The sequence below is a fragment of the Pseudomonas mendocina genome (assembly GCF_900636545.1).
Classification (GTDB): domain Bacteria; phylum Pseudomonadota; class Gammaproteobacteria; order Pseudomonadales; family Pseudomonadaceae; genus Aquipseudomonas; species Aquipseudomonas mendocina.
This window is the reverse complement of sequence record NZ_LR134290.1, coordinates 1,043,388-1,056,866: the sequence shown is the minus strand read 5'-3', so window position 1 is coordinate 1,056,866 and position 13,479 is coordinate 1,043,388. Positions and strand designations below refer to the sequence as shown.

The window sequence follows — 13,479 nt, the reverse complement described above, 5'->3', positions numbered from 1 at the left end:
AAAGTGAGGGACATCGTGCCCACTTTCTGTCTCGGCCTCCGAGGCAAGACCTCAGGTGTGCTGGCGAACCTGGCGCGCTTCGGGCCCCAGTTCAGCCAGTAGCGCCTCGATCATCGACTCATCCGGCCACCAGTTGCAGAAGCCCACCCCCAGATTGCCGAAAGCCCAGGGCATGGGCAGGAACTGCCAGTCGTGCAGGCGCCCGGCGCGCTGACAGGCCGGACAGTTAAGCGTCGCATCGTCCTGCCCGGCGAACCAGTTGCCGACGGCCTCGTCCCAGGCGATTTCATCAGCTGCACTGACCTGCTGGCAGCTCGGACAGGCCAATCCTTCCAGGCCACTGTCGCCCGCATGGAATACGGTACGTTCCTGAACGAGCTGGACGCCGCAGTAGTCGATAGCGCGGTCGAATCCCTGCGCAGCGTCCCCTGGCAGATAGAGGCCACTGCGCGGGCAGACCTGGGCCGCAACGATCCTTCGTTCGATCAGCCAGTCCAGCAGCGACCGCCCCCGCACACGCGCCTGCTCGTCACTGCGGCAACTCACCACGAACCAGTGGATGGAATCGCTCATTTTTCCTCTCCTTGAAAAACCGAGTTCAGCGAATACCGAAACGCTAGATCCAGCCGCCCCATTGCAACAACAACAAACCGATGTTGGTGGTGACCACCGCCGCCAGCGTGGTGATCACGATGATGGCTGCCGCCAGCTCATGGTTGGCCCCCACTGCACGGGCCATGACGAAGCTGGCCGCCGCCGTGGGGCTGGCGAAATAGAGGAAGAGGATCGCCAGGTCCGCGCCGCGAAAGCCCAACAGCCAGGCGCCAGAGGTACTCAGCAGGGGTAGCCAGACCATTTTCATCATGCCCGAGCCGATCGCGGTGCCGCTGCTGCGATGCAGCGACGCCAGGCTCAGCGTGCCGCCGATACAGATCAGCGCCAGCGGCAAGGTCATCTGCGCGAAGTACTCGGCCGAGGTCAGAAACCACTGCGGTAGCGGGATCTTCCAGTAGGCGATCGGTACGGCCAACAGCACGCCGATGATCATCGGATTGGTCACGATGCTGCGCACTATGGCCTTGGCACCAGGTTTCACGCCTGGGCTGTAGATGGCCAGCACGACGGCCGACAGCGCGTTGTAGCAGAGGATCACCAGCGCCGCGAGCAGTGAGCCGACCGACAGACCGTAGTCGCCATACATGCTGGTGGCCAGCGCCAGACCGACAATGCCGTTGTTACCGCGGAAGGCACCCTGGGTGTAGATACCGCGGTCCTCGAACGGCACCCGCCAGATAGCCCAGGCCCAGGCAACGAAGAACGAGGCCACGGTAGCCAGGAAGAAGTAGGTCAGCAGTTGCGGCTGCATGGCCGCATCCAGGTCGGCCTTGACCACACCAAGAAACAGCAGGGTCGGCATGGTGCCGCGAAACACCAGGCTCGAGGCCGTATCGATGAAGGGGGTATCGATCCAGCGTACACGCTTGAGTATCACGCCGAGAAACAGCATGGCGAACACGGGCGCAGTGATGGCGAGGGTTTGTGCTGCGACGGCGAACATAGGGCACCAGAGTTGTCTGACGACCTATGTTAGCTGGCTAAGCATTTATCGGCCATGGGCAAAAAACGCGTCGTTGTAGAGTGGGCTTTAGCCCACGTGAACCCGCGTTGATGAGCTCAGCCCATCCTACGGCCTGAGCCCCCTGGTGGGCTGAAGCCCACCCTACGGGCTAAAGCGGATCGCCGCCCGGCCCACCCTACAGGGTTGAAGCCCGGGCTATACAGGCATGCTAAGAATCAGCGGCGAACCGGGCGCTTCTGCAATTTGCGCTGCAACGTGCGGCGGTGCATGCCCAGGGCGCGTGCGGTGGCGGAGATGTTGCCCTCGTGCTCGGCCAGCACGCGCTGGATGTGCTCCCATTGCAGGCGGTCCACCGACATCGGGTTTTCCGGCACCAGGCTGTCCAGGTCGGCGTGCTCGGAGAGCAGCGCAGTGAGCACATCGTCAGCATCGGCCGGCTTGCACAGGTAGTTGGCCGCACCGCGCTTGATGGCCTCCACCGCGGTGGCGATGCTGGAATAGCCGGTGAGGATCACCACACGCATCTCGGCGTCCAGCTCCAGCAGCTTGGGCAATAGCACCAGGCCAGAGTCGCCTTCCATCTTCAGATCGACCACGGCGTAATCCGGCAGATCGTCCTTGGCCAGGGCCAGGCCCTCTTCGGCGCTGGATGCGGTGGAGACGCGCAGGCCGCGGCGACTCATGGCACGCGCCATCACGCGGGTGAAGGTGGGATCGTCATCCACCAGCAGCAGATGCGGATGCTCTTCGCCTTCGAACAGGGATTCTTCGCTCATGCTTGGTTTTCCTAATCAGGCCACGCCGTAGGCACGCGGCAACTTCAATTCGGTGAGGGTGCCGCCTTCCTCGTGGTTATACAACTTAACCGTACCACCGGCACGGGTCACGCTGGCCTGGCTGAGGAACAGCCCCAACCCGAAGCCCTTGCCCTTGGTGGTGAAGAAGGGTCGACCGAGCTGTTCGGCAATGGCCAGCGGTACGCCGACGCCGTGGTCACGGATGCTCAGGCGCAGCCACTGATGATCCCAGTCCAGACGGATATCGAGTTTGTCCGGGCAGGCATCGGCGGCGTTGTTGAGCAGATTGAGCAGCGCCTGGGTCAGGTCTGCCGGCGGCATGATGCGCGGTGGCGTGCCACGGCCGAGGCATTGGTAGCGGTAGCTGGCCTCGGGGCGCATCAGGTGCCAGCGATTGAGGGTGGTTTCCAGCCACTCCACGCTGGACTGTTCGATCACCGCCTGGCGCCGATCGTTCTCGGCAGCGCGCACCAACTGCTGCAAGGTGAACTTGCACAGCCTGACCTGCTCCTGCAGCAGCGCCAGGTCATCCTGCAGCGCAGGCGTGTCGCGATATTCCTGGCGCAGCTCCTTGAGCAGCACGCTCATGGTACCCAGCGGCGTACCCAGCTCATGGGCGGCGCCGGCAGCCTGCGTGGCCACGGCCAGCAGCTGTTGATCACGCAGGCTTTCCTCACGGCGCTCGGCGCGCAGCTCATCCTGGCGGCGCAGTTCCTCGGCCATCTTGGCCACGAAGAAGGTGATCAACGATGCAGCCAGGGCGAAGCTCAGCCACATGCCGTAGACCAGCAGGCTCTCGCGGGCGGCAGGCAATTCGAGTGGGTGCGTCCACACCAGCAGCAGGGTATATCCCGCCAACGCCAGGCCGGATAGCACGATGGTGAACAGCCAGGGCAGCGTCGCCGCGGCGATGGTCAGCGGCACCAGGTAGTAGGAGACGAAGGGATTGGTCGAACCACCCGAGTAATACAGCAGCACGCTATGAATGATCAGGTCACAGCCGAGCTGTACCGCGTACTCGACCTCGGTCACCGGCCAGGGACCGCGCAGGCGCAGCGCCGTGCCCAGACACAACAGCAGAGAAACGCCAAGGGTGACCGATAACTGCAACCAGGGCAGCGGTATCATGCCCGACTTGTAGGCAAGCCCGACCGAACCTGCCTGAGCGGCCAGCACCAGAATTCGAATGAGGGTCAGGCGCCATAGATTCTGGCGACTGGCGGAGAGTAACTGCACGGGTTCGAGCATGGCGACTCCAATTGATGGCGCGAGTATAACCAAGCCTGCTGCGGCCTTGCGCCGCTGCGGCAACCGGACGCACACCTTTGTGCCCCTGTTTCGACGCCCGGCAAAAAAACTCAAGCGGGTTTAACCCGAATCGTCACCCGTCTTCGTCTACCCTCGGGAAACGGCCATCAAGGCCACTGAAAAAGGAACTGCACATGCGCACCATGCCCCGTATCGCCTCCATCCTCGCCCTGACCGCCGCCAGCCTGGCCAGCACCGGCCTGCTGGCCGATGAGGCGCGCTACAACCAGATTTCCCTGCGCGCCGAGGTGAACCAGGAGGTCGCCCACGACCTGATGCACGTCGCCCTCTACACCGAGTCGCAGAATGCCGACCCGGCCAAGCTGGCAGCCGAGATCACCACGGCCCTCAACAAGACCCTGGAGCAGGCGCGCCAGGTCAAGGGCGTGACGGTCAAACTGGGCAGCCGCAACAGCTACCCGGTGTACGACGACAAGGGCCAGAAGATCACCGCCTGGCGCGAGCGCGCCGAGGTGCGCCTGGAAAGTGCCGACTTCGCCCGCCTGTCCACCCTCACCGGAGAGCTGCTGCAATCGATGAAGATGGCCGGCATGGACTTCAGCATCGCCACCGACACGCGCAAGACGCGTGAGGACGCCATGCTCAAGGACGCCGTCAATGCCTTCAAGGCACGCGCCCAACTGGCCACCGAAGCGCTGGGCGGCAAGGGCTACAAGCTGGTCAGTCTGAGCCTCAACACCGGAGGCTTCCAGCCGCAAATGGCCATGCGCAACTTCGAGGCCAAGGGCATGGCGATGATGGACGCAGCGCCCACGCCGCAGATCGAAGCCGGCACTAGCCAGGTCACGGTCAGCGCCGATGGCGTCATCGAAGTGCAGATGCCCTGATTCCCGAGCGGAAACGAGAAACGCCGTTATCGACGGATAACGGCGTTTCACTGTCTGCGTGATGCTCGCTCCGCGCGGACAAGAGGCCGCGTAGCAGCATGCCTGCGCTCGCCTCAAGGCACCGGCGGTAGCGTCAGCTCGATGTTCTCCGCCAGCGAATCCTCGAGACGCTGCAACTCGACACCGACCGCTGCGGCGTCGTCGGCCATGGTTTTGGCGATATGCAGGAACTCCGGCGTCGCTTCGACGAACGCCAGTACCACCAGGGGATCGAAGCGCGTGCCGCTGGCCGCGCAGATCTGCGTCACCGCCTGCTCCGGGCTGACGGCCGGCAGGTAGGCATGCTGGCAGGTCAGTTCTTCGAAGTGCCCCACCAGCGCCATCAATCGAGCCGATAGCGGTATCTGCTCACCGAACAGGCCCTGCGGATAGCCTTTGCCATCCCAGCGCTCGTGCTGGCCGTAAACGATATCCTTGGCGTCGGACAGGAAGTCGGTGATGCTACCCAGCTTGCGCTCGGCCCGTTCCAGGGCTTCACGTCCGGCAATCACGCCCTCGCTCAGCAGGCGCAGGTCGCTCTCGTCCGGCTCGCCATGGCTGAGCAGTACGCGATCGGGCAAGGTCAGACGATCGATCACGTGCAGCATGGCCGACTTGCCCAACTGGGCGATGCGCTCCTCGCTCAATGTTTCCCACAGGGCCGGCTGCTGCCGCGCCAGGGCAGTGGCCAGGCCGATCATGTAGCGTTCGATCCGCTCCAGGCGGCGGCTGCGCGGGTTGTCACGCATCACCGCGACACTGGCCATGGCCTCGATGGTGACGTCCTGCAAGCGCTGGATATCGCGTGTACGGCGTTTGACCTCGAGCTCCAGATATTCGCTCTTGTCGCGCAGGTAGTCGGTGGCAGCCTTGAGCTGCAGTTGCGCCCGCACGCGGGCAAGAACGATGGGCGGGCTGACCGGCTTGGTGATGTAGTCGGCAGCGCCGAGGTCGAAGCCCAACTGCTCGTCGGCGGCATCGCTTCTGGCCGTCACCAGAATCAACGGAATGTAGCGGGTTTGCGGATCATTCTTCAGCTCGCGGCACAATGCGTAGTCATCCTGCCAACTGAGCAGAATCAAATCTGGCTGCGGGCGGGCCCTGGCGGCATGCAGGGCTTCCTCATTCCCGACCAGTCGCACCTGATAGCGGTCGACCAACAAGGCACCAAGCCGCTGGCGCGCATCTACCGAATCATCCACTACCAGAATCAATTCCTGCTCCGGCCTATCGAGCATCCCGCGCATGGCGACCTCCGTTGGCACCCGCCTATCCTCATTAAAGGCGCTGGGCTGCATTTGCGCTCAGGCCGTCATACAAATGACCTTGCCTGGGGTTTGAAAGTGCAATTCGGATTGGCAGCGCGGCAGTGCCAGCCGACAATCGTCGCCAGAATCCTTAGCGCAAGGGCATCCAATGCTCGACCAGGAACGTTACTGGCAAGCAGTCTGTGAGCGTGACGAGGCGTTCGACGGACGCTTCGTCTTCGCCGTACGCAGCACCGGCATCTATTGTCGGCCGAACTGTCCGGCTCGACGGCCGCGACGCGACAACGTCAGTTTCCATAGCGATGCACAAAGTGCAGAAGCAGCTGGATTTCGCCCCTGCAAGCGCTGCTCGCCGCAAGGCCAGAGCCCGGCGCAACAGCTCGACGCACTGGTCGCGGCCGCTTGTGAGTTACTGCGTGGCGAACAACGGCTGACGCTGGCACAACTGGCCGCACGCATCGGTTTGTCGTCATCGCATCTGGCCCGAGCGTTCAGGGCGCGCACCGGGATGACGCCCAATGCCTGGGCCGCGGCGCAACGGCGCCAGCGCCTCGAGGCTCATCTACCAGAGGCCGATAGCGTGCTCGACGCGGCCCTGGCCGCCGGCTACTCCGGCACCCGCGCCCTGTATGAAAAGCCCCAGGCCCTGACGCCTGCTCAACGCCGCCAACGCGCGGCCGGCGAGTGCCTGCGTTACAGCATCGCGCCCTGCCCGCTCGGCCAGGTGCTGCTGGCAACCAGCGACAGGGGTGTCTGCGCGCTGCTGTTCGGCGACGAACCGGCAGCCCTGCGCGAGGAGCTTCAGCAACGCTTTGCTGCGGCGCAACTGGAAGAGGATGAAGCAGGCCTGCGCAGTTGGCTGCAACAGGTGCTGGCGCAACTCGAGGAACCCGAACGCGCCGCTCACCTGCCGCTGGACATTCGCGGCAGCGCTTTCCAGCAGCGCGTCTGGCAGGCGCTGCAGCGTATCCCCAGCGGTGAAACCCGCAGCTATGCCCAACTGGCTGCACAACTGGACAGTCATCCGCGGGCAGTTGCCCGCGCCTGCGCCAGTAACTCCATCGGTCTGCTGCTGCCATGCCACCGTGTGGTGGCCAGTGATGGCAGCCTCAGTGGCTATCGCTGGGGGCTGCAGCGCAAGCGGCGGTTACTGGAGCAGGAGCAGTCGTAACACTGTCGGTGCGCACGGCGCACCCTACACTTTGCTGCGCTGCGCGCTGACAGCCGTAGAGTGCGCTATGTGCACCAGCCCTCTCACCGGTTGCTAGACCAGCATCGCCTTGGCCACCTCGCTGCGCGTGCCGCGCCCGACCAACTGCTCCACCAGAGTCAGGGCAAAGGCCAACGCCGTTCCCGGGCCCTGGCTGGTAATGCAGTTGCCATCGACCACCACCGCCTCGTCGACGAAAGTGCAACCACTCAGCCGATCACTGAACGCCGGGTAGCAGGTCATCCGTCGCTGCCTGAGCACGCCGTAATTCTGCAACACCAACGCAGGTGCAGCGCAGATGGCGGCGAACAGTTCCCCGGCCTTGGCCTGCCTGCGCACCCGTTCGGCCAGCGGCTCGAAGTCAGCCAGACGCTGAGCACCAGGCATACCGCCAGGCAGCACGATCAGGTCGAAGTCCTGCGCCAGTACGTCGACCAGCATGGCGTCGGCCGTCAAACGCGTGCCACGGGCGCAGGTGATCATCCGCCGCTCCTCGATGCTCGCCACCAGCACCTCCACATCGGCGCGGCGCAGCACGTCGATCAGGGTCACGCACTCCAGATCCTCGACGCCATCGGCGACGGCAATCAACGCTCGCTTGCTCATGTTTTCAACTCCTCCAGGCACAAAACGAAACTGTCCGGCCGGTCATGAAAAGGCCGAAAAGACCATAAATTCACCCGGTAAAACCTTGCTGGTATGATGCGCGGCTTTTGCAAGATCGAGCAATTTTCCGGCCCGTTCGGACGAATGTGCTTTGCTGTCTGCAGACCAATTTCGGCGCGTTCGCGCCTCGGGGAGCCACCATGCTGGAAAGACTGTTCCAACTCAAAGCCCACAACACCACGGTGCGCACCGAGATCCTGGCCGGGGTCACCACCTTCCTGACCATGGCCTACATCCTCTTCGTCAACCCCAACATGCTGGCCGAGACCGGCATGGACCACGGCGCGGTATTCGTCGCGACCTGCCTGGCCGCCGCCATCGGCTCGCTGGTGATGGGCCTGTTGGCCAACTACCCAATCGCCCTGGCACCGGGCATGGGCCTCAACGCCTTCTTCACCTATACCGTGGTCATGACCATGGGCTACAGCTGGCAGACCGCCCTGGGCGCGGTGTTCCTCTCCGGCGCGATCTTCTTCCTGCTGTCGATCTTCAAGATCCGCGAGTGGATCATCAACAGCATCCCCCTGGCCCTGCGCGCCGGCATCGCCGCCGGCATCGGCCTGTTCCTGGCGATCATCGCGCTGAAGAACGCCGGCATCGTGGTCGATCACCCGGCCACTCTCGTCGGCCTGGGCGACCTGAGCAAGGGCGGCGCACTGCTGGCCTGCCTGGGCTTCTTCGTCATCGCCGCCCTGGCCTATCGCAAGGTCACCGGCGCGGTGATGATCGGCATCCTGCTGGTCACCGGCCTGTCCATCGCGCTCGGCCTGTCCGAACTGCCGGGCGTGATCTCCATGCCGCCGTCGCTGATGCCGACCCTGCTGCAACTGGATATTGCCGGCGCGCTGGATATCGGCCTGATCAGCGTGATCTTCGCCTTCCTCTTCGTCGACCTGTTCGACACCTCCGGCACCCTGGTGGGCGTGGCGCAGAAAGCCGACCTGCTGGACAAGGACGGCAAGATGCCGCGCCTGGGCCAAGCCCTGCTGGCCGACAGCACCGCGACCATGGCCGGCGCTGCGCTGGGCACCAGCACCACCACCAGCTACATCGAATCCGCCGCCGGCATCAGTGCCGGTGGACGTACCGGCCTGACCGCCTGCGTGGTCGCCGCGCTGTTTTTGCTCAGCCTGTTCTTCGCCCCGCTGGCCGGCTCGGTGCCGGCTTACGCCACGGCTCCTGCGCTGCTGTTCGTTGCCGTACTGATGATGAGCAGCCTGGCGCAAATCGATTGGGACGATCTGACCGTCGCCGCCCCCGTAGTGGTCGCCGCCCTGGCCATGCCACTGACCTTCTCCATCGCCAATGGCATCGCCTTCGGCTTCATCGCCTGGACCGGCATCAAGCTGCTGTCCGGCCGTGCTCGCGAACTGAATGCTGCGATGTGGGTGCTGTCTGCCCTGTTCATCGTCAAGCTGGCTTACTTCGCCTGATCCCCCCCGGATCGTTCCCACGCTCCGCGTGGGAACGCCTCCCAGGACGCTCCGCGTCCTGCACCACCAATGATCGATGACCACGGCACGCCAGCAACGGAATCGCTACAATGGCGCCCCGTTTTCCTGCCCCATGAGTGACCGATGAGCCGCCCCGCATTCGACCCCGCCGCCTACGACGCCCAACTCGCCGAGAAGAAGGCCCGTCTGGTCGAGCTGCTGGCCCCCTTCGCCGCGCCCGAGCCCGAGGTGTTCGACTCGCCACCCGAGCACTACCGCATGCGCGCCGAGTTCCGCCTGTGGCGTGAAGAGGGCCAGCGTCACTATGCGATGTTCGCCCCGGGCGACAAGCACACGCCGATCCTGCTCGATGACTTCCCCATCGCCAGCCTACGCATCATCGAACTGATGCCGCGACTACGCGCCGCCTGGCAGGCCAGCGAGGCGCTGTCGTTCAAGCTGTTCCAAGTGGAGTTTCTCACCACCCTGGCCGGCGATGCGTTGATCACCCTGGCCTACCACCGCCCGCTGGACGAAGCCTGGCAGGCCGAGGCGGAGAAACTGGCCGCCGAACTGAACGTCAGCCTGGTGGGACGCTCTCGCGGTCAGCGCCTGGTGATCGGTCGTGACTACGTGGAAGAGGCACTGAGCGTAGCCGGACGCACGTTCCGCTATCGCCAGCCGGAAGGCGCCTTCACCCAGCCCAACGGCCGGGTCTGCGAGAAGATGCTGGGCTGGGCCCATGACGTACTCGGCGAGCGCGACGACGATCTGCTGGAGCTGTACTGCGGCAACGGCAACTTCACCCTGCCGCTGGCCACCCGCGTGCGCCGCGTTCTGGCCACCGAGATCAGCAAGACTTCGGTGGGCGCCGCCCTGGCCAACCTGGAAGGCAACGGCGTGAACAACGTCGAGCTGGTGCGTCTGTCCGCCGAGGAGCTGACCCAGGCGCTGAACGAGGTGCGCCCGTTCCGCCGCCTGGCCGGCATCGACCTGAAAAGCTACGATTTCGGCAGTGTCTTCGTCGACCCGCCACGCGCAGGCATGGACCCAGACACCTGCGAGTTGACCCGACGTTTCCAGCGCATCCTGTACATCTCCTGCAATCCGGAAACCCTGGCCGCCAACATCGCCCAGCTCAACGACACCCACAAGGTGACGCGCAGCGCACTGTTCGACCAGTTCCCCTATACCCACCATATGGAAGCGGGTGTGCTGCTGGAGCGGCGCTGAGCCGGCTACGTCTCGCGCTGAATAACGCGCAACGCCCACCAGGCCAGCGCGGCCGAAACGGCTTCGAGCAACAGCGCGTAGAGATTGAAGGTCTGTTGCGTACCACCGTCCAGCCACAGCCCGGCGAGGCGTGCCAACGCCAGCACGCTGTAAGGCAACACCAGCAGGATCAACGCCGGCCGCAGCAGGTCAAGGCGCAGCAGCGCCATCGCCAGATAGGTAGCCAGCCCCAACTGCAGACCACCGTAGTAGGCGCGCACCTCGGTCACTGCGGCGTTGCCCATCAGCAGGGCGCCGCTGAAACTGGCCATTTCTTCAGGTCGGATGAAGTAGGCCAGCCCCAGCAGAGCAAGGGCTGCGATCTGGATCAGCAGAACGATTCGAGCGAACAGCATCAGCGGCTCCCGGACATTGACCACTCCCGCAGCATAGGCGCCGCCTGTCGCGACGCATAGTCGCAATCACTTGGGCCGTGCCTGCCGCGGCGCTATGCTGGGCGCTCGTTCATCTGGAGCCTTGCCATGCGTCGTTCCCTGCTCGCCCTCTTCCTCGTCTCCGGCCTGGCTCATGCCAGCGAGCCTTTGACCATCGATGTTCACCGCGACGCCAATTGCGGCTGCTGCAAGGCCTGGATCAGCCATCTGCAAGACAACGGCTTCACCGTCAACGACCATGTCGAGGCCGACATGAGCGCCGTGAAACAGAAGCTTGGGGTGCCGCCACGCCTGGCGTCCTGTCACACCGGCGTGATCGACGGCAAGTTCGTCGAAGGGCATGTGCCGGCAGCGGACATTCTCAAGCTGCGCGAACGCGCGGACCTGATCGGCGCTGCCGTACCCGGTATGCCCATGGGGTCGCCGGGCATGGAATATGGCGACCGTGTCGATGCCTATCAGGTCATCGGCCTGGATCAGGATCGCAAGGATCAGTTGCTCAGCGACTACCCAGCCAACTGAGCCTGCATCGACGGCTACACTGCAGCGATCAGCAACCCGGGAGAGCAACCATGCGCTGGCAACGCGGTAGACGCAGTGACAACGTGGTGGACGCGCGCGGCCGCTCCGGCCGGCGCCTCGGTGGCGGCCTGAGCCTGGGCGGCGTGGCGCTGATCGTCATCTTCGGCCTACTGACCGGGCAGGACCCGCTGCAGATTCTCGGCCAGATAGCCGGCCAGGCCACCCAGCCACAGGTCGCGCAGACACAAAGCGCACCGCCAGCCGATGACCAACAGAGTGAGTTCGTCCGCGCCATTCTCGGCGACACAGAAGACACCTGGCGCGAGCTGTTCCAGCAGGCCGGCCAGCAGTATCGCGATCCGCAACTGGTGCTGTTCTCCGGCGGCGTCAATTCGGCCTGCGGCTTCGCCAGCTCGGCAGTCGGCCCCTTCTATTGCCCTGGCGATCAGCGCGTGTACCTGGACATGGCGTTCTTCCGCGAGATGGAGCAGCGTTTCTCCGCTGCCGGTGACTTCGCGCAGGCCTACGTGATCGCCCACGAGGTCGGCCACCACGTGCAGACGCTGCTGGGCGTGTCGGCCAAGGTCAATGCAGCGCGCCAGCGCGGCGAACGCGTAGAGGGTGATGGCGGCCTGCTGGTGCGCCAGGAACTGCAGGCCGACTGCCTGGCCGGGGTCTGGGCGCATCACGCGCAACGCCGGCATGACTGGCTGGAAGCCGGCGACCTGGAAGAGGCGCTGAATGCCGCCAGCGCCATCGGTGATGACCGTCTGCAAAAGCAGGCACGTGGCCAGGTCGTGCCGGACGCCTTCACCCATGGCACCTCGCAGCAGCGCGTGCGCTGGTTCAGCACCGGTTTCGACAGCGGCCAGCCGGGGCGTTGTGACACGTTCAAGGCGGCCCGCCTGTAACGCGCCGGGTCAGATCGCGAAACGCCTGCTCCACCAGGCGAAACCGGCTGCTGCCGCACCACAGAGGGCAATCACCAGCGCCATGGGCATGGCCGAACCATCATGCAGGAAGGCCACCAAAGCCGAAGCACTGGCCGCCACGCTGAACTGCATGCTACCCAGCAAGCCCGACGCGCTGCCAGCATGACGGCCCTGACCGGCCATGGCGCAAGCCGTGGCATTGGGCAGCACGCAGCCGAGGCTGGCCACGCAGATGAACAGCGGAACCATCAGCGGCCACAGCTGCGCCGGTCGCCACAACGCCAGTGCCAGCAGGCACAGGCCACTGGCCAGGTACACCAGCACCATGCGCCGCAGCCACAGCGCCGGGCCGCCACTGCGCACCAGACGCGCATTGATCTGCGCCATGATCACGAAGCCAGCGGCATTGCTGCCGAACAGCCAGCCATAGTGCTCGACCGGCACGCCATACAGCTCAATGAAAACGAAGGGCGAGCCGGCGATGTAGGCGAACATGCCAGCCATGGCGACACCCCCGGCCAGGCTGTAGCCCATGAACGGGGCATTCCCCAGCAACGCTCGGTACTGGCCGAACGCACCACGCAGCGGCGCAGGTTGCAGGTACTGCGGGCGCGTTTCCGGCAGCCACAGCAGCACGGCCAGCAGGCACAAACCGGCAAAGATCGCCAGGCTATGGAAGATCGACGGCCAGCCCAGGGTATTGAGCAACAGTCCGCCGCCCAGGGGCGCGAGAATCGGCGCCAGCCCCATCACCAGCACCAGTTGCGAGAACACCTTGGCCGAGGCCAGTGGATCGCACAGATCGCGTACCACGGCGCGGGTGATGACCATGCCGGCGCAACCGCCGAGGGCCTGCACGAAGCGCGCGGCCACCAGCCATTCCAGGCTGGGAGCCAGGGCGCAGGCCAGCGATGCCAGGGAGAACAGGGTCACCCCGACCAGCAGCGGCACGCGGCGTCCGAAACGATCCGCCAGTGGCCCATAGAACAATTGACCGATGGCAATGCCGACAAAATAAGCCGCCAGTGATAGCTGGATATGCTCGACATCGGTGCCGAACTGCTGGGCCAGGGTGGGGAAACTCGGCAGGTAAAAATCGATGGCCAGAGGGCCGAAAGCGCTGAGCGCGCCCAGAATCAGGAGGGTTCGCAGGTTCATGAATAGTCCGGACCATTGTTAGCCGGCTAATCATCTCACCGACCAGATGCCT

At 64.6% G+C, this 13,479-nt stretch carries 14 protein-coding genes; 6 read left to right on the top strand and 8 right to left on the bottom strand.

Annotated features, from left to right (window positions below; all coding sequences use genetic code 11):
* Positions 1-51: 51 nt before the first annotated feature.
* The 4 genes from EL191_RS04770 to EL191_RS04755 all read right to left on the bottom strand — a co-directional run bounded on the left by EL191_RS04770 (position 52) and on the right by EL191_RS04755 (position 3,624).
* Positions 52-573: a hypothetical protein gene (locus EL191_RS04770; RefSeq protein WP_013714079.1), complete on the bottom strand. Its 522-nt coding sequence runs from the start codon at positions 571-573 to the stop codon at positions 52-54.
* Between the two features lie 43 nt (positions 574-616).
* Positions 617-1,558 (bottom strand): AEC family transporter, encoded by a 942-nt coding sequence (locus EL191_RS04765; RefSeq protein WP_013714078.1) that lies wholly within the window; start codon positions 1,556-1,558, stop codon positions 617-619.
* Between the two features lie 236 nt (positions 1,559-1,794).
* Positions 1,795-2,355: a response regulator transcription factor gene (locus tag EL191_RS04760; protein WP_013714077.1), complete on the bottom strand. Its 561-nt coding sequence runs from the start codon at positions 2,353-2,355 to the stop codon at positions 1,795-1,797.
* A gap of 15 nt (positions 2,356-2,370) precedes the next feature.
* The gene (locus EL191_RS04755; protein ID WP_041976897.1) at positions 2,371-3,624 is read right to left on the bottom strand and encodes an ATP-binding protein; all 1,254 of its coding nucleotides are present in this window, start codon (positions 3,622-3,624) and stop codon (positions 2,371-2,373) included.
* A 194-nt stretch (positions 3,625-3,818) separates the two neighbouring features.
* Between EL191_RS04755 and EL191_RS04750 the strand changes: the two genes are divergently transcribed.
* Positions 3,819-4,532 (top strand): SIMPL domain-containing protein, encoded by a 714-nt coding sequence (locus EL191_RS04750; protein ID WP_041976895.1) that lies wholly within the window; start codon positions 3,819-3,821, stop codon positions 4,530-4,532.
* Between the two features lie 113 nt (positions 4,533-4,645).
* On the opposite strand, the gene EL191_RS04745 is transcribed toward EL191_RS04750, so the two are convergent.
* Positions 4,646-5,818 carry an HD-GYP domain-containing protein gene (locus EL191_RS04745; protein ID WP_041976892.1) on the bottom strand — a complete coding sequence of 391 codons (1,173 nt, stop codon included), beginning with the start codon at positions 5,816-5,818 and terminating at the stop codon, positions 4,646-4,648.
* Between the two features lie 169 nt (positions 5,819-5,987).
* Between EL191_RS04745 and ada the strand changes: the two genes are divergently transcribed.
* On the top strand, positions 5,988-7,010 hold the full coding sequence (gene ada / locus EL191_RS04740) for a bifunctional DNA-binding transcriptional regulator/O6-methylguanine-DNA methyltransferase Ada (RefSeq protein ID WP_041976889.1): 1,023 nt from the start codon (positions 5,988-5,990) through the stop codon (positions 7,008-7,010).
* Positions 7,011-7,103: 93 nt separating this feature from the next.
* Here ada and EL191_RS04735 read toward each other — a convergent pair whose 3' ends face one another.
* Entirely contained in the window at positions 7,104-7,655 is a 552-nt protein-coding gene (locus EL191_RS04735; RefSeq protein ID WP_041976886.1) for a DJ-1 family glyoxalase III, read from the bottom strand.
* A 200-nt stretch (positions 7,656-7,855) separates the two neighbouring features.
* Here EL191_RS04735 and EL191_RS04730 point away from each other — a divergent pair, with 200 nt between their 5' ends.
* Together EL191_RS04730 and trmA are read left to right on the top strand one after the other, a co-directional pair.
* Positions 7,856-9,148, top strand: coding sequence for an NCS2 family permease (locus EL191_RS04730; RefSeq protein ID WP_041976884.1), 1,293 nt, complete (start codon positions 7,856-7,858; stop codon positions 9,146-9,148).
* A 144-nt stretch (positions 9,149-9,292) separates the two neighbouring features.
* Positions 9,293-10,381 carry a tRNA (uridine(54)-C5)-methyltransferase TrmA gene (gene trmA, locus EL191_RS04725; RefSeq protein WP_041976882.1) on the top strand — a complete coding sequence of 363 codons (1,089 nt, stop codon included), beginning with the start codon at positions 9,293-9,295 and terminating at the stop codon, positions 10,379-10,381.
* 5 nt (positions 10,382-10,386) lie between these two features.
* Here the strand turns inward: trmA and EL191_RS04720 are convergent, their stop codons facing one another.
* The gene (locus EL191_RS04720) at positions 10,387-10,776 is read right to left on the bottom strand and encodes a DUF4345 domain-containing protein (protein WP_041976880.1); all 390 of its coding nucleotides are present in this window, start codon (positions 10,774-10,776) and stop codon (positions 10,387-10,389) included.
* Positions 10,777-10,902: 126 nt separating this feature from the next.
* Between EL191_RS04720 and EL191_RS04715 the strand changes: the two genes are divergently transcribed.
* Both EL191_RS04715 and ypfJ read left to right on the top strand, forming a co-directional pair.
* On the top strand, positions 10,903-11,337 hold the full coding sequence (locus tag EL191_RS04715; protein WP_013714067.1) for a DUF411 domain-containing protein: 435 nt from the start codon (positions 10,903-10,905) through the stop codon (positions 11,335-11,337).
* 50 nt (positions 11,338-11,387) lie between these two features.
* A complete protein-coding gene (ypfJ, locus tag EL191_RS04710; protein WP_041976877.1) occupies positions 11,388-12,248 on the top strand; it encodes a KPN_02809 family neutral zinc metallopeptidase in 861 nt (286 codons plus the stop codon).
* A 9-nt stretch (positions 12,249-12,257) separates the two neighbouring features.
* Here ypfJ and EL191_RS04705 read toward each other — a convergent pair whose 3' ends face one another.
* Positions 12,258-13,427 carry a Bcr/CflA family multidrug efflux MFS transporter gene (locus EL191_RS04705; RefSeq protein WP_041976873.1) on the bottom strand — a complete coding sequence of 390 codons (1,170 nt, stop codon included), beginning with the start codon at positions 13,425-13,427 and terminating at the stop codon, positions 12,258-12,260.
* Between the last annotated feature and the right edge of the window lie 52 nt (positions 13,428-13,479).